This is a genomic window from Massilia sp. MS-15 (assembly GCF_020176695.1).
Classification (GTDB): Bacteria; Pseudomonadota; Gammaproteobacteria; order Burkholderiales; family Burkholderiaceae_D; genus Telluria; species Telluria hydrophila.
Window position 1 is genome coordinate 63810 of record NZ_JAIWIA010000030.1, and the last position, 24335, is coordinate 88144.

General features: G+C 66.1%; 20 protein-coding genes and 1 tRNA gene. 16 read left to right on the plus strand and 5 right to left on the minus strand.

The features are described 5' to 3' along the window. Positions 1 to 38: 38 nt before the first annotated feature. The 3 genes from LCI23_RS12720 to LCI23_RS12730 all read left to right on the plus strand — a co-directional run bounded on the left by LCI23_RS12720 (position 39) and on the right by LCI23_RS12730 (position 5106). Positions 39 to 2177, plus strand: a complete 2139-nt coding sequence (locus LCI23_RS12720; protein ID WP_224946820.1) for an Ig-like domain-containing protein — start codon at positions 39 to 41, stop codon at positions 2175 to 2177. A gap of 137 nt (positions 2178 to 2314) precedes the next feature. Next, the gene (gene aroKB, locus LCI23_RS12725) at positions 2315 to 3958 is read left to right on the plus strand and encodes a bifunctional shikimate kinase/3-dehydroquinate synthase AroKB (protein WP_235584435.1); all 1644 of its coding nucleotides are present in this window, start codon (positions 2315 to 2317) and stop codon (positions 3956 to 3958) included. A gap of 2 nt (positions 3959 to 3960) precedes the next feature. Next, on the plus strand, positions 3961 to 5106 hold the full coding sequence (locus tag LCI23_RS12730; protein ID WP_224946821.1) for a deoxyguanosinetriphosphate triphosphohydrolase: 1146 nt from the start codon (positions 3961 to 3963) through the stop codon (positions 5104 to 5106). 94 nt (positions 5107 to 5200) lie between these two features. Here LCI23_RS12730 and mutY read toward each other — a convergent pair whose 3' ends face one another. Genes mutY through mutM form a run of 3 tightly spaced genes read right to left on the minus strand, consistent with a single transcriptional unit; the run spans position 5201 to position 9119 of the window. Beyond that, a complete protein-coding gene (mutY, locus tag LCI23_RS12735) occupies positions 5201 to 6319 on the minus strand; it encodes an A/G-specific adenine glycosylase (protein ID WP_224946822.1) in 1119 nt (372 codons plus the stop codon). Next, complete coding sequence (locus LCI23_RS12740) at positions 6316 to 8265, minus strand: dynamin family protein (protein ID WP_224946823.1); 1950 nt, start codon at positions 8263 to 8265, stop codon at positions 6316 to 6318. Before LCI23_RS12740 ends, mutY begins: the two co-directional genes overlap by 4 nt. A gap of 14 nt (positions 8266 to 8279) precedes the next feature. Beyond that, the gene (gene mutM, locus LCI23_RS12745) at positions 8280 to 9119 is read right to left on the minus strand and encodes a bifunctional DNA-formamidopyrimidine glycosylase/DNA-(apurinic or apyrimidinic site) lyase (RefSeq protein ID WP_224946824.1); all 840 of its coding nucleotides are present in this window, start codon (positions 9117 to 9119) and stop codon (positions 8280 to 8282) included. Positions 9120 to 9208: 89 nt separating this feature from the next. On the opposite strand from mutM, the gene LCI23_RS12750 reads away from it, so the two are divergent. From LCI23_RS12750 to pth, 8 genes are all read left to right on the plus strand, one after another. Beyond that, positions 9209 to 11050, plus strand: coding sequence for a tetratricopeptide repeat protein (locus tag LCI23_RS12750; RefSeq protein ID WP_224946825.1), 1842 nt, complete (start codon positions 9209 to 9211; stop codon positions 11048 to 11050). A 50-nt stretch (positions 11051 to 11100) separates the two neighbouring features. Continuing rightward, on the plus strand, positions 11101 to 11706 hold the full coding sequence (locus tag LCI23_RS12755; RefSeq protein ID WP_224946826.1) for an outer membrane lipoprotein LolB: 606 nt from the start codon (positions 11101 to 11103) through the stop codon (positions 11704 to 11706). Between the two features lie 7 nt (positions 11707 to 11713). Beyond that, positions 11714 to 12625 carry a 4-(cytidine 5'-diphospho)-2-C-methyl-D-erythritol kinase gene (ispE, locus tag LCI23_RS12760; RefSeq protein WP_224946827.1) on the plus strand — a complete coding sequence of 304 codons (912 nt, stop codon included), beginning with the start codon at positions 11714 to 11716 and terminating at the stop codon, positions 12623 to 12625. 67 nt (positions 12626 to 12692) lie between these two features. Next, a tRNA-Gln gene (locus LCI23_RS12765) sits at positions 12693 to 12769 on the plus strand. A gap of 141 nt (positions 12770 to 12910) precedes the next feature. Next, positions 12911 to 13861 carry a ribose-phosphate pyrophosphokinase gene (locus tag LCI23_RS12770; RefSeq protein WP_224946828.1) on the plus strand — a complete coding sequence of 317 codons (951 nt, stop codon included), beginning with the start codon at positions 12911 to 12913 and terminating at the stop codon, positions 13859 to 13861. 197 nt (positions 13862 to 14058) lie between these two features. Then, positions 14059 to 14643: a 50S ribosomal protein L25/general stress protein Ctc gene (locus LCI23_RS12775; protein ID WP_224946829.1), complete on the plus strand. Its 585-nt coding sequence runs from the start codon at positions 14059 to 14061 to the stop codon at positions 14641 to 14643. 465 nt (positions 14644 to 15108) lie between these two features. After that, positions 15109 to 16074: an IS110 family transposase gene (locus tag LCI23_RS12780; RefSeq protein ID WP_224946830.1), complete on the plus strand. Its 966-nt coding sequence runs from the start codon at positions 15109 to 15111 to the stop codon at positions 16072 to 16074. Between the two features lie 83 nt (positions 16075 to 16157). Continuing rightward, complete coding sequence (pth, locus tag LCI23_RS12785; protein WP_224946831.1) at positions 16158 to 16742, plus strand: aminoacyl-tRNA hydrolase; 585 nt, start codon at positions 16158 to 16160, stop codon at positions 16740 to 16742. A 24-nt stretch (positions 16743 to 16766) separates the two neighbouring features. Here pth and LCI23_RS12790 read toward each other — a convergent pair whose 3' ends face one another. After that, the gene (locus LCI23_RS12790) at positions 16767 to 18638 is read right to left on the minus strand and encodes a DUF3857 and transglutaminase domain-containing protein (protein WP_224946832.1); all 1872 of its coding nucleotides are present in this window, start codon (positions 18636 to 18638) and stop codon (positions 16767 to 16769) included. Between the two features lie 97 nt (positions 18639 to 18735). Here LCI23_RS12790 and LCI23_RS12795 point away from each other — a divergent pair, with 97 nt between their 5' ends. Then, a complete protein-coding gene (locus LCI23_RS12795) occupies positions 18736 to 19830 on the plus strand; it encodes a patatin-like phospholipase family protein (protein ID WP_224946833.1) in 1095 nt (364 codons plus the stop codon). On the opposite strand, the gene LCI23_RS12800 is transcribed toward LCI23_RS12795, so the two are convergent. Continuing rightward, positions 19827 to 20381, minus strand: a complete 555-nt coding sequence (locus LCI23_RS12800) for a hypothetical protein (RefSeq protein WP_224946834.1) — start codon at positions 20379 to 20381, stop codon at positions 19827 to 19829. The genes LCI23_RS12795 and LCI23_RS12800 overlap by 4 nt on opposite strands. A gap of 259 nt (positions 20382 to 20640) precedes the next feature. On the opposite strand from LCI23_RS12800, the gene ychF reads away from it, so the two are divergent. From ychF to LCI23_RS12820, 4 genes are all read left to right on the plus strand, one after another. Then, positions 20641 to 21732, plus strand: coding sequence for a redox-regulated ATPase YchF (gene ychF, locus LCI23_RS12805; protein WP_224946835.1), 1092 nt, complete (start codon positions 20641 to 20643; stop codon positions 21730 to 21732). Between the two features lie 340 nt (positions 21733 to 22072). Continuing rightward, complete coding sequence (locus LCI23_RS12810) at positions 22073 to 22678, plus strand: peptidoglycan recognition family protein (protein WP_224946836.1); 606 nt, start codon at positions 22073 to 22075, stop codon at positions 22676 to 22678. Further along, on the plus strand, positions 22672 to 23103 hold the full coding sequence (locus LCI23_RS12815; RefSeq protein ID WP_224946837.1) for a hypothetical protein: 432 nt from the start codon (positions 22672 to 22674) through the stop codon (positions 23101 to 23103). Before LCI23_RS12810 ends, LCI23_RS12815 begins: the two co-directional genes overlap by 7 nt. 298 nt (positions 23104 to 23401) lie before the next feature. Beyond that, positions 23402 to 24232, plus strand: coding sequence for a PEP-CTERM sorting domain-containing protein (locus LCI23_RS12820; protein ID WP_224946838.1), 831 nt, complete (start codon positions 23402 to 23404; stop codon positions 24230 to 24232). The last annotated feature ends 103 nt before the right edge of the window (positions 24233 to 24335 follow it).

Genomic DNA, 24335 nt, shown 5'->3' on the forward strand with positions numbered 1-24335 from the left:
GACAACGCGACATCACAACAACAAGGAAGAACAGATTCATGCACCATACAGCGAAACAGGAGGTCCTGGCCACGCTCGGCCGCTGGACCGCGATCGGGCTCGTGGCGGCCAGCCTGGCAGCCTGCGGCGGCGGCGGCGGTAATCCCGGCACCACGGTCGGCGGCGGCGGCTCGGGCTCGGGTGGCGGCGGGACCGGCGGTGGCGGGACCGGCGGCGGCACCCCGGTCACGCTCGAGCCGAAGCTCACGCTGGCGCTGGTCGACGGCAGCGGCGCCACGGTCACCTCGCTGTCCGGCGGCCAGAGCGCCAGCGTCAAGGCGACCGTGCTGGACGCGGCCGGCAAGCCGGCCGCGAACGCCATCGTCCAATTCGCGGCCAGCGCCAGCAGCCTGGTCGTGTTCACGCCGGAAACCGGTTCGGCCCTGACCGATGCGAATGGCGTGGCCGTGGTCAGCGTCAAGCCGGCCAGCGTCAGCTCGGCCGGCGCCACCGCCATCACCGCTACCTCCGTCATCGGCGGCAAGACCGCTACCGCCAGCAGCAACATCGCGGTGGGGGCGGCGCCGCTGACGCTCGGCACGCTGTCCTTCTCGCCGGCCCCGAGCGGCACCCTGCCGGCCTTCAGCACGGTCTCCCTGAGCATCCCGGTCACCAGCGGCGGCCAGCCGGCCGCCTCGATCTCGGGCCTGTCCATGAACTCGCTGTGCGTGGGCGACGGCACCGCCACCCTGGTGCCGGGCAGCTTCGCCAACGGCATCCAGACCGCCACCTACACGAATAACGGCTGCCTGCGCGGGCGCGACACCATCAGCGTCGCGATCGGCAACTCGACCCAGACCATCAGCCTGGACGTGGGCGCGGCCAACATCGGCGCGATCCAGTTCTCGGGCAGCAGCGTGTCGGGCAGCTCGATCGTGCTGAAGGGTTCGGGCGGCCAGGGCCGCACCGAGGCGGCCCAGATCACCTTCCGCGTGGTCGACCAGCACGGCAACGGCCTGGCGGGCGTGGACGTGAACTTCGGCGCCACTACCTATACCGGCGGCCTGACGGTGTCGCCGACCCGCGCCACCACCGACAGTACCGGCTCGGTGTCGACCATGGTGTCCTCGGGCACGGTGCCGACACCGGTGCGCGTGATCGCCGAAGCCACCCGCAACGGGGTCAAGATCAGCGGCCTGTCGGACACCCTGACCGTCTCCACCGGCCTGCCGATCCAGCGCTTCATGTCGATGAGCGCCGAGAAGTTCAACATCGAAGGCCTCGACTACGACAACGAGACGACCGACATCACGGTGCTGCTGGCCGACCAGTACGGCAACCCGGTGTCGGACAACACGGCGATCAACTTCGTCACCGAGGGCGGCGCGGTCGGCACCTCGGCCCAGGGCGCCTGCGTGACCAAGGGAGGCGCCTGCACGGTGGCCCTGCGCAGCCAGGCCTTCAAGCCGGTCAACGGCCGCGTCACGGTGCTGGCCTACCTGCAGGGCGTGGAAGATTTCACCGATTCGAACGGCGATGGCCAGTACTCCTGCACCGGCTACAGCGGCAGCACGCCTTACCGTCCGCTGGTGGACAGCTGCCCCTCGGGCGGCGAGCCCTTCGTCGACCAGGGCGATCCCTTCCTCGACACCGGCAGCCACGCCGTGGTGTTCGGCCAGCCGGCCAGGAAGGACAGCCTGGACGGCAGCTACGAAGCGGCCAAGGGCGACCTGCCGTTCCCGTTCAACCGCAGCAGCTACAGCGCGGCCGGCGACAGCAAGTGGGGCCTGAACTATATCCGCCGCTCGCTCGAGATCGTGTTCAGCGGTTCCGACACCACCATGGTGCGCCAGGTCTGCAGCACGGACGGCTGCCGCGACTGGACCGCGGCCGATGGCGACCCGGCGGTGGTGCAGGGCGTGGCCGGTTCCAGCTGCAGCCCGCAGACGATCGCGGTGCGCCTGTTCGACAGGAACAACAACCCGCTGCCTTTCAACACCCGGGTCACGGCCAGCGACAGCACCAAGATTTCGGTGTCGAGCTTCCTGCCGGACACGGTCGCCTCGACCAATGCGATCGGCGGCACCATCCACTACCTGACCGTCAAGCCGAACACGACCTGCGAGTCCGGCACCTTCATGGTGCGCGTGGAAACCCCGAAGGGCAAGGTGACGGGCTTCAACTTCAAGTCGAACTAAGCCGAACCAAGCGAAGCAAGCGACGCGCAATGTTGGCGTTACCGAAGGCGGCCAGTCTATACTGGCCGTCTTTTTTCATTTCTGCGGACCTGGCAGTGCCTCATCCCAAGAACAACAACCTTTTCCTGGTCGGCCTGATGGGAGCGGGCAAGACCACCATCGGGCGCCAGCTGGCGCGCCGGCTCGGCATGCGCTTCGTCGATTCCGACCACGAGATCGAAGCGCGCACCGGGGCTTCGATACCCTGGATCTTCGAGATCGAGGGCGAGGCCAGTTTTCGCCGGCGCGAAGCGGACATGATCCGCATCCTGACGGCCCAGCAGGGCCTGGTGCTGGCCACCGGTGGCGGCGCCGTGTTGAATCCGGCCAGCCGCGCGCTGCTGGCCGAGCGCGGCACCGTGATCTACCTGCGCGCGGCGATCGGCAGCATCCTGCAGCGCACCTCGCACGACAAGAACCGTCCGCTGCTGCAGACCGCCGACCCGCGCGCCAAGCTGGAACAGCTGCTGGCCGAGCGCGACCCGCTGTACCGCGAGATTGCGGACCTGGTCATCGATACCGGCCGACCTAACGTACAATCGATGGTACAGACCATACTCGACCAGCTGGCGGCAGGGGAGGCGGCGCATGTTGCCTCCCACTCGCAGCGGCTGGCAAGCGATCCGATGAACGCAACGAACCAGGCAGCACCCACCATCCTCAACGTCGAACTGGGCGAACGCAGCTACCCGATCAGCATCGGGCGCGGCCTGCTCGACGACGCCGCGCTGCTCGGGCGCCACATCGACGGCGGCAAGGCCGCCATCGTCACCAACACCACCGTGGCGCCGCTCTACCTCGGCAAGGTGGCCGGCGCGCTGCGCGCCGGGGGCCACGACGTGGTCGAGATCGTCCTGCCGGACGGCGAGGAGCACAAGCACTGGGCGTCGCTCAACTTGGTGTTCGACGCGCTGCTTGCCAACAAGTGCGACCGCAAGACCACCATCGTGGCCCTGGGCGGCGGCGTGATCGGCGACCTGGCCGGCTTCGCCGCCAGCAGCTACATGCGCGGCGTGCCCTTCGTGCAGGTGCCGACCACGCTGCTGTCCCAGGTCGATTCCTCGGTGGGCGGCAAGACCGGCATCAACCACCCGCTGGGCAAGAACATGATCGGCGCCTTCTACCAGCCGCGCGCCGTGATCGCCGACACCGCCACCCTCGACAGCCTGCCGCCGCGCGAGCTGGCCGCCGGCCTGGCCGAGGTGATCAAGCATGGCGCCATCCTGGATGCCGCCTATTTCGACTGGATCGAGGCCAACATCGCCCGCTTGGTGTCGCGCGAGCCGGAGGCGATGGCCTACGCGATCGCGCGCTCGTGCGAGATCAAGGCCGAGGTGGTGCGCAAGGACGAGCGCGAAGGCGGCCTGCGCGCCGTGCTGAATTTCGGCCATACCTTCGGCCACGCGATCGAGGCCGGCCTGGGCTTCGGCACCTGGCTGCACGGCGAGGCGGTCGGCTGCGGCATGGTGATGGCGGCCGACCTGTCGGCCCGCCTGGGCCTGGTCGACGCGGCCACCGTCGAGCGGGTGCGCGCCCTGGTGGCGGCCGCCGGCCTGCCGGTCGCCGCGCCCGACCTCGGCCTGGAGCGCTGGATCGAGCTGATGGCGGTGGACAAGAAGAACGAGGGCGGGGAAATCAAGTTCATCCTGCTCAAGCCCCTCGGCAGCCCGGCGATCACGACGGTGCCGCCGGAGATCCTGAAGGAGACCCTGGCCGCCTGTGTGGCCCCGAACAAGGAGTGACGATGGACTTCGCGCTGGATTTCGATGCCCACCTGGCCCCCTACGCCGCGCACTCGTCGAAGTCGCACGGCCGCATGCACATCGAGCCGCCGGCCGGCTCGCGCAGCGAGTTCCAGCGCGACCGCGACCGCATCATCCACTCCACGGCCTTTCGCCGCCTGGAATACAAGACCCAGGTCTTCCTGAACCACGAGGGCGACCTGTTCCGCACCCGCCTCACGCATTCGATCGAGATGGCGCAGATCGGCCGCACGCTGGCGCGCAGCCTGCGCCTGAACGAAGACCTGGTCGAGGCCACCGCGCTGGCGCACGACCTCGGGCACACGCCTTTCGGCCACGTGGGCCAGGACGTGCTCAACGAATGCATGAGCGACTATGGCGGCTTCGAGCACAACCTGCAGAGCCTGCGCGTGGTGGACGAGCTGGAAGAGCACTACGGCGCCTTCGATGGACTGAACCTGACTTTCGAGACGCGCGAAGGCATCCTCAAGCACTGCTCGCTGGCCAATGCGCGCCAGCTGGGCGAGCTGGGACGGCGCTTCATGGAGCGCAGCCAGCCCAGCCTGGAAGCGCAGCTGACCAACCTGGCCGACGAGATCGCGTACAACAACCACGACATCGACGACGGCCTGCGTTCCGGCCTGCTCACCATGGCGCAGATGGAGGAAGTGGAACTGTTCGCGCGCCACCGGCATACGGTGGAAACCCAGTACCCGGGGCTGCCGGGCCGGCGCGCGCTGTACGAGACGATCCGCCTGATGATCACGGCGATGACGGCCGACCTGGTCGAGACCTCGCGCGCGCTGCTGCTGGAGGCGGCGCCGCAGAGCATCGAGGACGTGCGCGCCTCGCAGCCCCTGATCCGCTTCTCGCCGCAGATGCGGGCCGAGACCACCGCCCTGAAGCGCTTCCTGTATGCCAACCTGTACCGCCACTTCCAGGTGAACCGGATGCGGGTCAAGGCCAGCCGCATCGTGCGCGAGCTGTTCGACGCCTTCCTGGCCGATCCGGTGCTGCTGCCGAACGACTACCAGGTCGAGGGCGACCCGTTGCGCCAGGCACGCAAGATCGCGGATTACATCGCCGGGATGACCGACCGCTATGCGATCCGGGAGCACCGGCGCATCTTCTCGCTCGACCATTTCTGAGGCGGGCGCGCGGGTGGCGTTGGCGTGATGTGAACGCGTGGGCGGCGCTGACGGCGCGGTTTGGCAACATGATGAGGGGAGCCGCCCACCCTACTTAACTGAACAGGCCGGGCGTTGCCAGTTCCTGCAGCAGCTTCTTGACCGGTGCCGGCAGCGGCGCCGCCCCGATCGTGTGCAGGTCCCACCACAGGTGCCTGCCGCCCGCGCCGCCGCGCCGCGCCAGCGTCACCTGCCAGGGGTGGATGTGCAGCTTGTAGTGCGTGAACACGTGCACCAGCGGGCGCAGCGCCTGCAGCTCTTCCACGGTCCCGTAGGCGCCCGCCGCCGCCAGCACCTCGGGCGCGGACACCGCCTCCAGCTCCGCGCCGAGATGGCCGTCGACCTCCGGCAGCGACAGCAGGCCGCCCCAGATGCCGCTGGCGGGCCGCTGTTCGAGCAGCACCTGGCCGCGGTCGATCACGACCAGCAGCGCGGCGCGTTTCTCGGGCGTGGTCTTTTTCGGCTTGCGCACCGGGAGCTCGGCCGTGCGGCCGGTGGCGTAGGCGACGCAGCGCGCCTGCAGCGGGCAGCGGACGCAATCGGGGCGGCTGCGGGTGCACAGGGTGGCGCCCAGGTCCATCAGGCCCTGCGTATAGGCTTGCATGCCGCGCTCCGGGAGTAGCGCGTCGGCGCGCCGCCACAATCCATCCTCGACCCGCTTCTCGCCCGGATACTGGTCGATGCCGAACACCCGCGCGAACACGCGCTTGACGTTGCCGTCCAGGATCGCGGCGCGCACCCCGCTGGAAAAGGCGGCGATCGCGGCCGCCGTCGAGCGTCCGATGCCCGGCAGCCCGGCCAGCAGCGCCGGGTCGCTCGGGAACACGCCGCCGTAGTCCTGCACCACGCGCTTGGCACAGGCGTGCAGGTTGCGCGCGCGGGTGTAGTAGCCCAGGCCGCTCCAGTGCGCCATCACGTCCTCGCCCGGTGCCTCGGCCAGTGCCTGCACGGTGGGAAAGCGTTCCAGGAAGCGCGCGTAGTAGCCGAGTACCGCCGCCACCTGGGTCTGCTGCAGCATGATCTCGGACAGCCAGATGCGGTAGGCGTCGGTGGTGTTCTGCCAGGGAAGGCTGTGGCGCCCGTGGACGCGCTGCCAGTCGATCACGGCTTGCGAGAAGCCGGGATCGGCCAGCTGCTCGGATCCGGCCAGGCCGAATCGGGTCAGTTGGTTCATGCGGGTTCGGTTTCCTGTGCGGTGCTGGCGACGGAAGCGGCGTCGAGCGGCGCGTCCAGCGCCGCCTCGACCTGCGCCGCCAGCGCGGCCAGGCGGACGCGTTCGCCTTCCAGCGCCAGCTGGGTCGCTTCGAAGGCGGCGATCTTCTGTTCCAGGCTGTCGGTGGCCTCGAAGATGCGGCCGATCGAAGCCTGGCGCTGGCGCAGGCCGTCGCGGTGCTGGCGGATCGCCGTTTCCAGCGGCGCCATGATCGTCTTCAGCCAGGCTTCGGCGTCGGTGTTGGCGGCGCGGAAGATGTCGCGCACGCGCGAGGCGATCGAGTCGAAGAAGCGCGCCAGCAGCGTCGCGCGGCTGTTCATGAGCAGGGTGGCGGTGCCGAACTGCTTCAGGAACAGGGCCTCGACCTCGTCCAGTTCGCGGCCGTAGCGTTCCAGCGAAAGCGGCATCGGGCTGGCCAGGCTCAGGCCGTGTTCGGCCGAGAACCGGCGCACCATGCTGTCCATCATGGCGCCGATCTCGGCCACCTTACCGGACGAGGCATCGAGGTTGGCGCGCATCGCCGCGAAATAGCTGCGCACCGGGGTCCGCATGCCGGTCGCGAAGCGCGCCGCCTGCATCGCCGCGCGCACCGCCTCGGTCTGCGCGCCGACGCCGTCCATGCCCAGCGTCGAATACAGCTCGGTGGACAGGCGCGCGAACACGGCGCGCGTGCCCTGCAGCTTGAACAGGCTGGCGTCGAATTCCTTTTTCTCCAGCTCGATGCGGCGCATCATGTGCGCGATCACGCCCTGGTTCTTGCCGCGCAGGCTCTTGAGCTCCTGCAGCTGCTCGACCAGGTCGCGCGTGCGCGCCGCGCCCAGGGCCTGCTGGCCGGCGGCCAGCACGGCCAGGTCGGCGCGCAGCTGGCGCGCGACCAGTTCGCGGCGCGCCGGGATCAGGTCGTGGAACAGGGCCGCTTCCAGCGCGCCCAGGCGGCTTTTCTCGTACAAGCCCATGTCGCCGTTGATCTTGCCGACCAGGGCTTTCTGGGCCGACACCGGATACACACGCGCACCGTCCAGGCCCAGCAGCCGCGCCACCTCGTCCTGCTGGCGCGCGATCTCGGCCTCGTTCTCGGCGGGGGTGCGCAGTTCGTCCCACATCGCGTCGATCTTGTTCAGCACCGCCAGCCGCCCGGGGCCGCCACCGATGTGGGTGCGCCAGACCTCGATGTCGCTCCTGGTGACGCCGGTTTCGGCGGCCAGCACGAACAGCACCGCGTGCGCGTTCGGGATCAGCCTCAGGGTGAGTTCGGGCTCGGTACCGATCGCGTTCAGGCCCGGGGTGTCGAGGATCACCAGGCCCTGCTTGAGCAGGGGATGGGGCAGGTTGATGATGGCGTGGCGCCAGCGCGGAATCTCCACCGTGCCGTCCGGTCCCAGGCCGTGGGCGCCGTCCGGGTCTTCCGGATCCCACAGGCCGTAGCTTTCGGCCTCGGCGGCCGGCACCCGGCGCGTCTGGCTCACCTGGCGGAAGGCTTCGCCCATGCGCTCCGGCGCGGCGAGGTCGAGTTCCAGCACCGTCCAGCTGTCGGGGTCGGCGCGGAAATCGCTGGTGGACAGGTGCTGGACCCGGGTCTCGATCGGCAGCAGGCGGATGCAGGGCGGCAGCGCCGGGTCGTACAGCAGTTCGGTCGGGCACATCGTGGTGCGGCCGGCGCTGGAAGGCAGGATGCGCTGGCCATAGTCGGCAAAGAAGATCGCGTTGATCAGCTCGGATTTACCACGCGAGAACTCGGCCACGAAGGCCACCGACAGGCGCTCCTCGCGCAGCCGTGCCAGGGCCTGCTCCAGCTGGCTGGCGCCGGCACCGTCGATCAGCGCGGTCTCGCGCAGCGCGGCGCCGTACGCCTGCAGCGCGCTCGCGGCGGCCGCGCGCCATGCACCATAGTGTTGAAAATCCTGCATCGTCCTGGACCCGTTCAGCGTTGGCACTGCGCGCAGTAGAAGGTCGAGCGCTGGCCCTGCTTGATCTGGCGGACCGGCTCTCCACAGTTGCGGCAAGGCACTCCAGCACGATCATAGACGAAATATGTTTGCTGGAAATATCCGGATTGACCATTCACTGCAATAAAGTCCTTCAGTGTGCTGCCGCCCTGCACGATGGCGGCGGCCAGGATGTCCTTGATCGCCTCGGCCAGGCGCTCGTAGCGGGCGCGGCTGATGCGCGAGGCGGCCGTCTTCGGATTGATCCCGGCGCGAAACAGGCTCTCGCAGGCATAGATGTTGCCGACGCCGACCACGATGTCGCCCGCCAGCAGCACCTGCTTGATCGGCGCGCTGCGCTTGCGCGTGGCGCGCCACAGCAGTTCGCCCGAGAAGCCTTCGCCGAGCGGCTCGACGCCGAGGCCGCGCAGCAGCAGGTGGGCATCCAGTGCGCCTTCCTCGTGGCCATGCCAGAGCACGGCGCCAAAGCGGCGCGGGTCGTGCAGGCGCAGCACCTGCGTGCTGCCCGCGTCCGGCCCGGCCACCACCAGGTCGACATGGTCGTGCTTGCGCGGCTCGACGCCCGGCGGCAGCACACGCAGGTGGCCGGACATGCCGAGGTGGACGATCAGGGTGCCGTGCTCGAACTCGATCAGCAGGTACTTGCCGCGGCGGCCGGTGCCCAGGATGCGGCGCCCGGCCAGCAGCGCCGGCAGGGCGGGCGGGAAAGGCCAGCGCAGGCCTTCGCGGCGCAAGACCACCTGTTGCACGACGCGGCCTTCGAGATGGGGCGCGACACCGCGCCGGGTGACTTCTACTTCTGGCAATTCGGGCATGGGGAAGGGGATTCGTGTAAATTCTGCAGTGCACGCGGGCGCATGCTTGAGCGTAGAATCAGACAACATCTCAGAATCCCGGACTTGCCTTGAAAAACGCTTTCGCCATTGTAACCCTCTCCAGTCTCCTGGCGGCATGCGCTGTCGCGCCCAAGCCACCCGCGTCCGTCGCCGACGCCGCCCAGGCCGCGTCGGATACGCCCCTGGCTGCCGAGGCGGCCGCGGAGGACGAGGACGAGCAGCCTGGCGAGGACGCCGGCGAGGAAGCGCAGCAGGCGAAGGCGCACGCCGAGGAAGAGGCGCGCCTGCCGAAGGTGGCGCTGACCAGCAGCCTGCTGAACCAGTTACTTAAGGCCGAGTTCGCATTTCGCAAGGGCGACTGGCAGGGGCCCTACCTGACCATGCTGTCGCTGGCCCAGCAGACGCGCGACCCGCGCCTGGCGCGGCGCGCGGCCGAGATGGCAGTGGCGGCGCGCCAGGGCGACGATACCCTGGCCGCGGTGCGCCTGTGGCGCGAGCTCGATCCGCAATCGGACGAGGCGACCCAGTACTTCGTCGGCCTGGTGGTTACCTCGGACAACATCGCGGACGCCGAGCCGATCTTCGCCGAGCGCCTGCGCCTGTCGGCGCCGGACAAGCGCGGCGTGCTGCTGTTCCAGATCCAGCAGATGCTGGGCCGCGCCAAGGACAAGGAAGCCGCCGCCGCCATGCTCGAGCGCGTGATCGCGCCCTACGACGGCAGCTTCGAGGTCCACATCGTGCGCGCCCAGGCGGCGCTGGGACGGGGCGACAAGGAAGCGGCCCAGCGCGCGGCCCATGCCGCGCTGGTGGCGAAACCCGATTCCGAGATCGCGGTGCTGATGCTGGCCCAGGTGCTGGACGACGACGCCAAGGTGGCCCCGATGCTGGAAGGTTTCCTGCAGACCCACCCGGATGCGCGCGAGGTGCGCGCGGCGCACGCCCGGGTGCTGGTCAACCAGAAGCGCTACCCGCAGGCGCGCGCCCAGTTCGAGGCGCTGCTCAAGGCGCGTCCGGAGGATGCCGGCAACCTGTACGCGCTGGGCGTGCTGGCCACCCAGATGAACGACATGGCCGCCGCCGAATCCTATTTCACGCGCTTCGTCGCCGTGCTCGGGCGCGATCCCGAGGACGAACGCGACCCGACCCGCGCGCTGCTGATCCTGGCGCAGATCGCGGAAGAGCGCGACGATTACCCGGCCGCCCAGGCCTGGCTGGAAAAGGTCCCGGCCGGCACCGAGCCGCAGCTGCTGCTCAGCGCCCAGCTGCGCCGCGCCCAGCTGCTCGGCAAGCAGGGCGACCTGGCCGGCGGCCGCAAGCTGCTGGCGGGCCTGAAGCCGACCGAAGCGGCCCAGCAGGCCCAGGTGGCGGTGGCCGAGGTCCAGCTGCTGCGCGATGCCGGCCGCGTGCTGGAAGCGTATTCGCTGATGGAAAGCGCGGCCCGGCGCTTTCCGAAGAATCCCGACCTGCTGTACGACTTCGCGCTGCTGGCCGAGAAGATCGGCCGGGTCGACGTGATGGAAAAGGCATTGCGCGAAGTGATGACACTGGCGCCGGACAACCACCACGCCTACAACGCCCTCGGCTATTCGCTGGCCGAGCGCAACGTGCGCCTGGAAGAAGCCCTTGCGCTGGTCACCAGGGCGCTCGAGATGGCGCCGGGCGACCCCTTCATCATGGACAGCATGGGCTGGGTGCAGTACCGCCTGGGCAAGCTGGACGAGGCCGAGAAATACCTGCGCGATGCCTATGCGCTGCGGCGCGATCCGGAAATCGCGGTGCACCTGGGCGAGGTGCTGTTCCAGAAAGGGCAGCAGGCCGCGGCGCAGGAATTGTGGCGCGAGGCGCGCGCGAAGGATCCGCAGAACGACACGCTGCGCAGCACGCTGGCGCGCCTGCGCCAGAGCTTGTGAAATAATCCAGCTTCCGCAAACCTCCCCTGAAGCCGATGCCGCCGCCGTCCATGCCGATCACCCGACGCCTCACCCTGTTCGCGATTTGCGCTGCCTTCGCCACCCTGGCCGGCTGCGCCAGCACCAGCACCAACCTCGCCACCGTGGGCGCCTACCGCGACAGCATCGACCTGGGCGGCCGGCTGTCGGTCAATTACCAGAAGGGCGGCAGCGTGGAGTCGCTGAACGGCAGCTTCGACTGGTCGCAGCAGCCGGGCCGCGTCGACGTCACGCTCTCGAACCCGTTGGGGCAGACGGTGGCCACCATCGCCGTCACGCCGCAGTCGGCCACGCTGACCCAGGCCGGCCGCGCGCCCGTGACCGAAGCCGACATCGACACGCTCACCCAGCGCACGCTCGGCTGGCCGCTGCCGGTGGCTGGCCTGCGCGACTGGCTGCAGGGCTATGCGGTGGATGCGCAGGGCCAGCGCTTCGCCGCTTCGCCGGCGCGCAACGAAGTCGTGACGCAGGATGGCTGGCGCCTGCGCTTCGTCGAATGGCAGAACCCGGATGCGGCCCAGCCGGCGCCGCGCGTGATCCACGCCAGCCGCGCCGCGGTCGGCGATATCCAGGACCTGGCAATCCGCATCGTGATCAATCCGGCAGGGCAGGGCTGAGAGACACATGCGTTCGCTGCACCATTGCCCGGCTCCGGCCAAGCTCAATCTGTTCCTGCACGTCGTCGGCCGCCGCGCCGATGGCTTCCACCTGCTGCAGAGCGTGTTCCAGCTGATCGACCATGGCGACGTCCTGCACTTCGACCTGCGCGCGGACGAGCGCATCGTGCGCAGTACCGACGTGCCCGGCGTGCCCGAGGAGCAGGACTTGATCGTGCGTGCGCTGCGCCTGCTGCAGGCGGAATATGCGCGCCGCCATGGCCACTCGCCGCCCGGCATCGAGGTCGCCGTCGAGAAGGTCCTGCCGCTGGGCGGCGGGCTCGGTGGCGGTTCCTCGGACGCGGCCACCGCGCTGATGGCGGCCAACCACCTGTGGCAGGCCGGCCTGACGCAGCAGGAGCTGATGGATCTCGGCTTGCCGCTGGGCGCCGACATTCCCTTCTTCCTGTTCGGCGAGACCGCTTTCGCTGAAGGCGTGGGCGAGGCGCTGCAGGCCGTGCCGGGCCCGGATTGCTGGTATGTGGTGATCGAGCCGGGCGTGTCGGTACCGACCCCCGCGATTTTTTCGGCGCCCGATTTGACGAGGAACACGACACCCGTTACAATAGCGGACTTTTCCAGCAGCCTTGTTGCTTCAGGCAAGCAGTTAGGCTTCGGGAAAAATGATTTGCAGGACGTGGCTGAGCGCCTGTTCCCGCCGGTAGCAGAGGCGGTGGCATGGTTGGGAAGCTACGGCGATGCCAGGATGACTGGCTCGGGGGCATGTGTGTTCTGTGCCTTCTCCGGCGAACATGAAGCGGACCAGGTTCTGGCGCAGGTACCACTCGGTGGATCGGGCGCGTGGAAAGCGTGGAAAGCCCGTTCGCTGAAGAGCCACCCGATGAAATCGCTCTTGCAGAATCAAGCAGTTATGGAATAAAATTTTGCCTGTCGCGACGTTAAGCGGTAAAATACGCAGAATGTAACGGCAAGCAGTTCAGTCGTGTAGGGGAATCGCCAAGTTGGTTAAGGCACCGGATTTTGATTCCGGCATTCCAAGGTTCGAATCCTTGTTCCCCTGCCAAAGTTTTCCTGGCTGTCGAGGTGAATGCCTCCGGCGGGAAAGAAAGCGGTGCAGCGTTCGGCCTGCATCCACAAGCTAATCAGCCGGTTCGTCCGGCTGATTGTTTTTCCAGATTCAACGTTATCTCTTGGGACTCCCTCCATGGCTTACGAAAACCTGATGGTTTTTACCGGCAACGCCAATCCGGCACTAGCAGAGGGGGTCGCTAAGAACCTCGGCATTCCTCTCGGAAAAGCAGTCGTTTCGAAATTCTCGGACGGCGAAGTCATGGTCGAAATCAACGAGAACGTGCGCGGCAAGGATGTCTTCGTCCTGCAGTCGACCTGCGCACCGACCAACGACAACCTGATGGAACTGATGCTGATGGTCGACGCGCTCAAGCGCGCTTCGGCCGGCCGCATTACCGCCGCCATTCCTTACTTCGGCTATGCACGCCAGGACCGCCGCCCGCGTTCGGCGCGTGTCGCGATCTCGGCCAAGGTCGTCGCCAACATGCTGGAAGAAGCCGGCGTCGAGCGCGTCCTGATCATGGACCTGCACGCCGACCAGATCCAGGGCTTCTTCGACATTCCGGTCGACAACATCTACGCGTCGCCGGTCCTGCTGGGCGACCTGCAGCGCAAGAACTATGACGACTTGCTGGTCGTGTCGCCGGACGTCGGCGGCGTGGTGCGCGCCCGCGCCCTGGCCAAGCGCCTCGGCTGCGACCTGGCGATCATCGACAAGCGCCGTCCGAAGGCGAACGTGTCGGAAGTCATGAACATCATCGGTGAGGTCGAAGGCCGCAACTGCGTGATCATGGACGACATGGTCGACACCGCGGGCACCCTGTGCAAGGCCGCCGAAGTGCTCAAGGAGCGCGGCGCCAAGAAAGTCATCGCCTACTGCACCCACCCGGTGCTGTCGGGTCCGGCCATCGACCGTATCCAGAATTCGCCGCTCGACGAGCTGGTCGTCACCGACACCATCCCGCTGAGCGCCGCCGGTGCCGCCTGCACCAAGATCCGCCAGCTGACCTGCGCACCGCTGCTGGCCGAGACCTTCAAGCGGATCGTGAAGGGCGACTCGGTGATGTCGCTGTTCGTCGACTAAACAACAGATCGTCGTATTTTGCGGCGCGCCTGGCTGACGAAGCCGGCGCGCCGTTGTAACATCTTGGGTTTTCCGTATCTTGAGCGCGCTGTACGGCGCTTGTTCATGACTGCCCTGGTCGCGGGGCGGTCACCACTGGGTTGCCGGGCCGGTGTTTCGACACCGGCATGCGGGCCCGTTTATTTTTGGAGTTTCACATGAAAGTAGTCGCATTCAACCGCACTCAGCAGGGGACCGGAGCGAGCCGCCGCCTGCGCAACGCTGGCCAGACCCCGGGCATCATCTACGGTGGCGCCGAAGCCCCGCAACTGATCGCCCTGGACGGCAACGCGCTGTTCCACGCGCTCAAGAAAGAAGCTTTCCACGGTTCGATCCTGGACCTCGAAATCGAAGGCAAGACCCAGCAAGTCCTGCTGCGTGACTTCCAGATGCACGCATACAAGCAACTGGTCCTGCACGCTGACTTCCAGCGCGTCGACACCTCGAAGCCGATCCACACCAAGGTCACCCTGCACTTCGTCAACGCCGAGATCTCGCCAGCCGTCAAGCTGAGCGGTGCTGTCATCTCGCACGTGGCCAACGAACTGGAAGTGGCTTGCCTGCCGGGCAAACTGCCGGAGTTCATCGAAGTCGACCTGAGCAAGCTGGAAGCCGGCCAGTCGATCCACACCGGTGACCTGACCCTGCCGGAAGGCGTGACCGCGCTGACCCACGGCCAGAACCTGACCCTGGTGACCACCTCGATCCCGCGTGGCGCGGCATCGGCTGAAGCTGCTGAGTAATACCTTCTGAAAGCCGCTGCGGCGGCTGATCGGAAACAGAAACCCGCCGTGGCCTTGCCCGGCGGGTTTTTTGTTGCGGCCGCGTTTTTGTGGGGTGGGCGGCTCCAGCCTTGACGGTGCATGTCCGCAGGGCTTGCGCCGCCCACGCGTTCACACCACGGCAATGCTGCCCGCTCGTCTGCCCGGGCGCTGCTTGACCGCGTGGGCGGCACAGGCGCAGGGGCTGATCGACCAGGTGGTGGAGCCGCCCACCCTTGTATTATCCCTTCTGAGCCAACCGCTCACTTCAACCCGAGGGGCACCTCGGGTTCGAGCAGCTGGATGCCGAGCCCACCCTTTGGCAAATAGCCAGTGATTTGTAGATTTCGCACCAGCTGCTCACCCTCGTTCGAAGATCGGACAAGTATCTTTGGCCCGGCCAAGCCGTGAGCCCGTATTCACAAGGTTGATCAGAAGAGGACAAGAATGCAGGTGTGGTATCTGGGAATTGACGTTGCCAAGGCTAAGTTCGACTGCGCGCTGCGCCAGCCGGACGGGAAACATAAACACAAGGTGTTCGACAATAACCCGAACGGGTTTGAATCGCTGCACCGATGGCTCCTGGACTATCAGGTGGCCGAACTGCGCGCATGTATGGAAGCGACTGGTGTGTATTGGGAAGGCATCGCCGAGGACCTTGCCTATGAAGGCCACGTCTTCAGAGTCGTGTATCCCGTTCAGGTCAAGGCGTTCGGCGCATCGCGTCTCGTGCGAACCAAGACCGACAAGGTCGACGCAAAACTGATTGCAGAGTTTTGCAAGGAAAATCAGCCGGAAGCCTGGAAGGCGCCGTCGGCTCAGGAGCAGGCGCTACGGGCAATGGTGCTTCGTCTTGATGCGCTTCAGGAGATGCGCCAGCAGGAGAGCAATCGGCTTGCAGTGGCGCGCGATGTGGTGCGAGAGGAAATCTCTTCTCACATCCAATGGCTCGACAACGAAATCAAGAATCTGGCCAAGAAAATCCGCAACAGCATTGATGACGATCCAGGCTTGAGGCAACGAAAGGAGCTGCTCGAGAGTATTCCAGGCGTTGGCGAGCGCACGATCTCGATGCTGCTAGCCTTTTCACTTACGCCAGAGCGCTTCAGGAATGCCCGACAGGTGACGGCCTACGTCGGCCTCGATCCTCGTCAACACGAATCGGGCAGCAGCGTTCGTGGTCGTCCTCACATCTCCCGCTTCGGACACAGCGTCGTCCGAAAACTGATGTACATGCCTGCAATGTACACGCTGTATCGGACGACTTGGGGAAGGCAGTTCCTTGAACGACTCTCCCGTAATGGGAAAAACCCGATGACAATGATCGTAGCCATGATGCGCAAGATGCTGCATGTCGCCTTCGGCGTGCTGAAAAGCGGCGAAAAGTTCAAGCCGGTACTGCACGGCGCTTGACGACCATAACAGTATCTACGGACGCCCGGCGCGCTGCGGTTTTCAGCGATAATCCTGTTTTTCCCAGAATCAAAGTAGACAGCATGTCCATCCGCCTGATCGTCGGCCTCGGCAACCCGGGCCCCGACTATGAACAAACCCGTCACAACGCCGGCTTCTGGCTGGTCGACAACCTGGCCAATTCGCTGCCGGGCTGCCGCCTGCAGCGCGAGTCGCGCTTCAACGCCCTGGTGGCCAAGACCCGCATCGCCGGCAACGAAGTGTGGCTGCTGGAGCCGCTGACCTACATGAACCGCTCCGGCCAGTCGGTGGGCGCGCTGGCGCGCTTCTACAAGATCAATCCGGATGAAGTACTGGTCGTGCACGACGAACTGGACATGCTGCCGGGCGTGGCCAAGCTGAAGAAGGGCGGTTCCTCGGGCGGCCACAACGGACTGAAGGACATCACCGCCGCCCTCGGCACCCAGGATTACTGGCGCCTGCGCATCGGTATCGGCCACCCGCGCAGCCTCAACCTGCAGCAGGGCGTGGCCGATTTCGTGCTGCACCGCCCGCGCCGCGAGGAGCAGACCCTGATCGAGGAATCGATCGACAAGGCGCTGCGCATCATCCCGCTATGCTGCGAGGGCAAGATGGAGGTGGCGACGATGCAACTGCATACGGCCTGAAGGACTGAAGGTCAGCCGGGGCTCCTAGCGTCCCCGCACCACCACCTGCCCGCGCAGGTCGTGCATCATGCGTTCGAGCGCGGGCCGCATCCGGCGGTAGTCTTCCGGGGTGCAGGTGGGGCCCGTGTGCCGGAACTGCAGGCGCCGCTTCACCAGCACCGCGTCGCCCTGGCGCAGGTACTGCGAGCGATAGTAAAACCTGCCGTCATCGACCACGAGCGGCTTCGGCAGCGCCAGCACCCGCGTGCGCGGCGGCAGCGCATAGCGCAATTCGTCCTCGGCATCGATGGCGGGGCAAATAAAATCCAGGCTTCGCTCCGGCTCGCGCCCCAGGTCGAACACGGCGTCGCCCAGCCCACCCCAGAAATTGTAGGTCGTGGCCAGCGCGACCGGTCCCGGCAGGCGCAGGAAGCCATCGGTCGTGCCCGAGAAGGCCAGCGTATACCGGTCGCCAGACGGATCCTGTTGCGGCTGTTCCGTTTCCCCCGGGTCGAAGCGGCCTTCGCCCCGCTGTCCGAGCCCGGCCAACATGCGCCGCACGAAGCCGTCGCGCTCGGCCTGGGGCGTGGCGCGCACCGCCTGGCGGTAGGATTCCGCCAGCGCGCCGCCCGTGGTGCGCCGCACCTGGAAGCGGCTGCTGCCGTCGCGCGCGATGTCGAAGCGGGTCTGCGTGCGGCTGCGCGCCGGCTGATAGGCCGGCGTCAGCGCGAATTCGCCGCTGCCGGCCAGCAGCGCCGGCTTGCCCAGCAGGGCAGGGGGCAGGAAGCCGCCGGCGACGCTGGCCGCGGTCGGGTCGAGGAACAGTTGCAGTTCCGGTACATGGACGATCACATGGTTCAGCACGCCCAGCGTCGGCACCGCCGGCAGGCGATAGGCATGGTCGCCATTGACCAATGCCGCTTCGGCCGGCATCCCGGCCGCCGCCAGCAGGGCCTGCAGCAGCACCGCATGGTCCTTGCAGTCGCCATAGCGGTTCGCCAGCACCGCCGCGGCCGGGTGCGGCACCACCCCGCCCGGGCCGAGGTAGACCGCGACATAGCGGATGTTGCGCCGGACCCAGTCCGACAGCGCGATGGCGCGGGCGCGCGGTGCGGTGATGCCGCGGGTGATGTCGGCGGCCAGCCTGGCGATCGCGGCATCGGGCAGGGCGGCCGGCGCGGCGCGCAGCCGGTAGGCGCGGGCGAAGGCGGGGTAGTCGGCGAAGGTCGATACCGCCAGCCGGCGGCCGTAGTCGAGGTAGCTCACCGCATCCTGCTCGCCGCGCGCGGGCGTGCCGTCGCCCTGGCGCCAGGCGTAGCGGCGGCGTCCGGGCGGACTCGTGGAAGGCATGGGCACGAAGCCGGCGGCGTCGGCCTGCAGCGGCATCGACAGCGGCAGGTCGTAGGTCAGGAGGAATTCCCGGTATTCCTGCGGGGGCCCCGGCCGGGCCACCGTGAAGTCCTCGAACTGGCCGGGAAACAGCGGCGTGTGGCGCCGCAGGGTATAGCGCAGGGTGAGGGTATCGCCCTCCGCCACGCCGGGGAAGATGACGACTTTCAGGCGCGTGTCCTGGAACATCGGCGCCTCGGCGGAGACCGCTTCCTGCTGCTCGCGGATGCCCTGCGGCCCGACCGGCAGGCGGCGTCCGTCCGGCTTGGTGGTCCAGGCCTCGATCGACAGCACCTCATCGAGCGAGGCGTTGAAGCCGATGTATTGCTCGGCATGCTGCTCTACCGCGGCCGGCGTGGCCAGGGTCTTCACCAGTTCGGCGTCGAGCCGGTAGGACCCGTCCTCCTCGACCGTGAAATGCTGGGTGTGGCGCTCGACGGCGGCCGGGCGGCCGCTGCCGTCTCCGCTTGCCGCCAGGCGGCCGCAGCCGAGCAGCAGGATCAGGAACAGCGCAAGTCGTATCGGCATGGCGGTCTCCGCGACGGGGATCGATCCATGTTAGGCAGCGCCGCCGGCCTGGCTTTGCGCCAGCGCAAGGGCGCTCTTCCTGCGATAATTTTGCCCCATGAAGGCACTCACATTCCACGCCGGGCCCCTGGCCCTGGCCCAGATCGGCGCGCAGGGACTGCGTGCGCAGGACATCGCCGTCGTCCCCGGCGCCGCCGGCGGCCCCAAGGGGCTGGTGTTCCAGTCCCTCGACAGCTGGATGTTCGGCGAATGGCTGCCCGCCGCGCCGCGCGAGCGGGTGTTGATCGGTTCCTCGATCGGCGCCTGGCGCATGGCCGCTGCCTGCCAGCGCGATCCGGCCCGCGCCTTCGCGCGCCTGGGCGAGCTGTACGCCGGCCAGCGCTATGCCAGCCGCAAGCCGAGTCCGCAGGAGATCGACGAGGTGATCCAGCACCTGCTGGCGGAACTGGTGCGCGGCCACGAGGACGACATCGTCGGCCATCCCCATTACCGCCTGCACCTGCTGGCGGTGCGCGGCAAGGGCGGGCTCGCCGCGCCGCCCCATCCACGCGCCGAACTGCGCGGCTTCGCCGCCGCGGCCCTGCACAATGCCTGTTCGCGCGCCCTGCTGGGACGGATGATGGAGCGGGTCGTGATCGGCGACGCGCGCGCCCAGGCGCCCTGGCTGCGCGAGCGCTTCGACGCCTTCACCACCCATTTCGGTACGCTGACGCGCGACAACCTCGCCGCCAGCCTGCTGGCATCGGGGACCCTGCCGCTCATCATGAAGCCGGTAACGGGGATCCAGGAGCTGCCGCCGGGCAGCTACTGGGACGGCGGCATCATCGACTACCACCTGGCCTTGCCGTATGCGCGGGCAGCGGGAGCGGCCAGGTCCGACCTGGTGCTGTATCCGCACTTCACCCAGCACATCGTGCCGGGCTGGCTCGACAAGGGCTTCCCGTGGCGCCGCGCCGCGCGCGCCCACCGCGGCTGGCTCGACAACGTCCTGATCGTCGCACCTTCGGATGACTTCCTGCGCAGCCTGCCGCGCGCGAAGCTGCCGGACCGCGCCGACTTCAAGTTCTACGGCCTGGACCACGATGCGCGCATGCGCAACTGGCAGCGCGCGATCGGGGAAGGGCAGCGTCTGCGCGACGAGCTGGCCGAATTCGTGGCCCGGCCGGACCTGGCGCGGATCCGGCCGATCTAGGCGCCCGGCTTGCCCGCCGCGTGGAAGGTGAACGCCACCTTGCTTACCAGCCCCAGGCTGACCTGCGGTGCGAGCGGAAAGCTGAGGTAGCTGGACGCGTCCGCACCAAGCTCGAGCTTGACGCTGGCGCGCCCGATTTCCTTGCCCAGCGCATCGAAGGCCAGCATCCGCAGCGTGCCGGCGGCCGGCGCGCTGGCGATGATGTAGGCGTCGAAGCCGTGCGTCGGCTTGTCGCCCGGCGCCGCCTCCTGCACCCGCGTGATCGACAGGCCCGCCGCCTGCAGCGACTTGTCGGCCACGATCTCGCGGCCCGACTTCAGCACGCCCCGTTCGAGGCCCTTGATGACCGTGCCGACCCCGGCGGCCACCGATTCGCCCGCGGCGGCGCCCTTGTTCTGCAGCGCATCGCCGACGCCGGTGGCGATGTCGAGTTTTTCCGTGGCCATCTCCGTCCCTTTTTCCTGGGCGGTCTGGCGCGAGCAGGCCGATAGCGCGAGCGCGATGCCGATCAGGCAGATGGCCAGCCGCAGGTGTGCCGATGAGGTGTTCATGCGAAAGCTCCTTTTGTCAGGAAACGCCCTGGCCAGAGGGGCTGGGCCGTAAAACTTGCCAAACAGCATGTAGCATTCCATGTGCCTGCCGGACGGGCTTTGCGTGGTCGCAACAAGCAACAGGCAGGCTTCCAGGTCGACTGGGCGCGTCCTCCTCACGCCGTTTTTTTCAGCAGTGTGGGGCGTCCGCGGTTACAATGTGGGGTTTTGGAGCCGGGCTTTCATTCCGCTCCGCATCCACAGATTAGAAAGAGTTCCCATGAGTCTCCAATGCGGCATCGTCGGCCTGCCGAACGTCGGCAAGTCCACCCTGTTCAACGCCCTGACCAAGGCCGGCATCCCGGCTGAAAACTATCCGTTCTGCACCATCGAGCCGAACGTCGGCGTGGTCGAGGTGCCGGATCCGCGCATGCAGGCGCTGGCTGACATCGTCAAGCCGGAACGCGTCGTGCCGGCCATCGTCGAATTCGTCGACATCGCAGGCCTGGTGGCCGGCGCCTCGAAGGGTGAGGGCCTGGGCAACCAGTTCCTGTCGCACATCCGCGAGACCGACGCGATCGTCAACGTGGTGCGCTGCTTCGAAGACGATAACGTGATCCACGTGGCCGGCAAGGTCAGCCCGATCGACGACATTGAAGTCATCCAGACCGAGCTGGCGCTGGCCGACATGGGCGCCGTCGAGAAGGCGATCCACCGCGAGAACAAGAAGGCGCGCTCGGGCGACAAGGATGCGGCCAAGCTGGTGGCCATCTGCGAACGCATACTGCCGCACCTGAACGAAGGCCAGCCGGTCCGCACCATGGGCCTGGACGCCGACGAGATGGCCCTGATCCGCGAACTGCACCTGATCACCGCCAAGCCGGCGATGTATGTCGCCAACGTGTCCGACACCGGTTTCACCAATAATCCGCTGCTGGACAAGCTGACCGAGTTCGCGAAGAAGCAGAATGCGCCGATCGTGGCCATCTCCGCCGCGATCGAATCGGAAATCGCCGAGATGGAAGACGCGGACAAGAAGGAATTCCTGGCCGACATGGGCATGGAAGAGCCGGGCCTGGACCGCCTGATCCGCGCCGCCTACAAGCTGCTCGGCCTGCAGACCTATTTCACCGCAGGTGTGAAGGAAGTGCGCGCCTGGACCGTGAAGGTCGGCGCCACCGCCCCGCAAGCCGCGGGCGTGATCCACACCGACTTCGAGCGCGGCTTCATTCGCGCCCAGACCATCTCCTACGACGACTACATCACTTACAAGGGTGAGGCGGGCGCCAAGGAAGCGGGCAAGATGCGGGCGGAAGGCAAGGAATACATCGTCAAGGATGGGGATGTGTTGAACTTCCTGTTCAACGTCTAAGCAAGAGGTCGGAATCCGACGGATTCCAGTGAATAACGAAAGCCCCGGCTTCTTTCTAGAGCCGGCGCTTTTTCTATCTGGAACGCCAAGTCGCCTTGATACTCGCGGAAGTTGATTTGCCACACAGTTTCCCTTTCTTCGGCGGTCGAAAATGGTCGACGGGTTGCGCACCGTAGAAGAGCGGCGACCGCGCACGACGCCTTTCAGTCGCAGCGTGATCCTGGGCGACTCGATGGCCTTCCAGTCTTTCTAAAGGCACTGCGTACGGTATATGACATCACCAAGTTATTTGTACCAACTTTGGGTTGTTAACATAATCGTGGCAAGACGGAGGTGAGTGGTGTTCTCTCTAGACAGGCAGGGCTACGTCATTAACGCACGTGTGAAACGGACACCGCGCCCACTCATTGAGCGCGGAGCTTTGCAAAAGATCAAAGGAATAATCGTTCACCAGACCGGTGGCTCGTCCGGCGCGTCAAGCCTGACTAGCTACGCGATGCAGAACGCCAACGGCACGCATTTTTTGATCGATAAGGACGGAACGATCTATCAGACTGCGTCGATGTTGCGGCGGACTTCACATGTGGGGCGATTGCGCGCCCGATGTCGCGCCGAACATCGATGCAGCCCGACCGAGCTTCAAGTACTCAAAAACTTCAATCCAAAAAATGAACACCGGATGGAAATGGCCAAGGAAGTGCCTCAGCGCTATCCTTCGAACGAAGATAGTGTTGGGATTGAGATCGTTGGCGCTGTGTTCGTCGGCAAAGGTCTAAACCCCGCTGAGCATGGAATCTATGAGCCGGTGAATGGCCAGCAAAAGACATCTCTTCGCTGGCTGATTGGTGAACTCGCCTCGACTTTCGGGATACCGATGACTGAAATATTCAAGCACCCAGTCGTCTCCCGCAAGAATCCGACTGAAGCAAAGAGCGCATCATGGTAATCACGGCACTCATCCTTGCCATGATGGCAAACGCGGCCATAGAGAACGGCGATGGTTCAGATATTGAACCAACAATGCACATGACACATTTCCCGCCGATCAGTACAGTCACTATCCGGAACAACGGTGCAAGGTCTTCAGCGTCAGAGAAGCCGGCAGAGCAATGCGCAGATTTCCAGCTCAGCGCTCAGGAGATCGGCGAGTACATCAGCAAAGCAGCTGAAGTCGCCGAACACGATTACTTCCATATGCTCGACTGGTCGCCCTGCTATGCGAGCGGATATGTCGTTTTCAAGAATGGCGTTACCGGGACATGGGCAATCCAGCAGTATCGCGCCGGCTCACTCACGCTAAGCACCGGCCGAACTTTCTACTTGTATTGCCCGCGCTGCTACGCTAAAGCCTTCCCGCCCGCGGATGAGTAGGTCCCCCGAGACAGTGTTTGGATCCGTATACGTGACCGAGGCTGTCGAAAAACATTACATATGGTGGCGGCACAAGCGTGCCAGCTTCTGCCCTCCAGAAAAACCACAATAAATTCAGCCTGTTATCGGTGCCTTTAACCTTTGGCACAGATGGTGCTACAACCATTAACGCGCCTCACGGTCGTCAATACCGTGCGAGCTTAGGTCGCAGTCATGACTACCGTCCCCTCACTTCCTCCCACAGTGAGAAGTCATAAAGGGTTTGGGAATCTTCCAAGGTTAAAAACGAGGAGTTTCCATGAAACTACGCATTGCCTCTGCCTTCCTGGCCACATTGTTGACGGTCCCGTCGGCCTGGGCTGGCTTCATCACATTTGAGTCCGCCGGAAACAGTCCCGCTGCGATCACAGCGAAGCGCGATGCCTTTCGTAGCGCACTCGGCGGCGGCGCAGTGGCCGGCGCGAATGGTTCCTTCGGCGGACTGCGCCGCGAAATCAACTGGGACGGCGTGCCCGACACGGTCGCCGACCCGAATCTCTTGCCTGGCAACTTCTTCCACGTCAATTCACCACGCGGGGTCGTATTCAGCACGCCCGGGACGGGCTTCCTCGTGAGCGCCAACGCCGGACTGGCCACCCCCACTTTATTCGGTTTTCCCAACGACTTCCAGGCCTTCAGTGCGCAGCGCTTGTTCACTGCGGTCAACAGCAACATCACGGACGTGACGTTCTTTGTACCAGGCACGATGACGGCGGCCACCACCAGTGCCTTCGCTGCGATTTTCGTCGACGTCGAAGTGGCCAACCTGACGAAGATCGAGTTCTTCGACCGGAACGATGCGCTCATTTTTACGCGAGACGTCATGGTCGCGGGGAACCAGGGCTTGAGCTTCGTCGGTGGGGTTGCCGATGCGGGCGAGATGATCAGCCGGGTTCGGCTCACATCGGGCCTGAACACCGTCGTTTCCAATGGGCTACTGGGCAACCCGAATGACGACGTGGTAGTCATGGACGATTTTCTGTATGCAGAGCCGATGCAAAGCGTTCCTGAGCCATCGAGTATTGCGCTGTTTTCTCTTGGACTGGCCGGCTGCATTGCGCGCTTGCGTCGGCGCCGCCACAGTCCGTAATGCAGGGACGTAGAACGGGGGTACGAGAGCCACGATCACCACCGCGACCGCAAAGGCCGCCCCGTGGAGGATTGCACGTCTTAGTTGTTATGACAACAGACCC